We start from the raw sequence: 255 nt of genomic DNA on the forward strand, positions 1-255 counted from the left end.
GGATTGCTGACGCATCCCTTGAGCTCCGCTTTGAACATACTTCAAACAAAAAAATGCTCAAGCAAGCTTGGCAACTAAACAACTTCATTAACAAATCAGAGCTCAATGGATTGCTGACGCATCCCTTAAGCTCCGCTTTGAACATACTTCAAACAAAAAAATGCTCAAGCAAGCTTGGCAACTAAACAACTTCATTAACAAATCAGAGCTCAATGGATTGCTGACGCATCCCTTGAGCTCCGCTTTGAACATACT

General features: G+C 41.6%; 1 protein-coding gene. It reads left to right on the forward strand.

Annotation, left to right across the window (positions count from 1 at the left end):
- On the forward strand, positions 1-185 hold a 185-nt coding region (locus tag FC091_RS15305), incomplete at its 5' end, for a hypothetical protein (RefSeq protein WP_212745843.1).
- Positions 186-255 lie beyond the last annotated feature (70 nt).

It is taken from the genome of Winogradskyella algicola, from assembly GCF_005869935.1.
GTDB classification, from domain to species: Bacteria; Bacteroidota; Bacteroidia; order Flavobacteriales; family Flavobacteriaceae; genus Winogradskyella; species Winogradskyella algicola.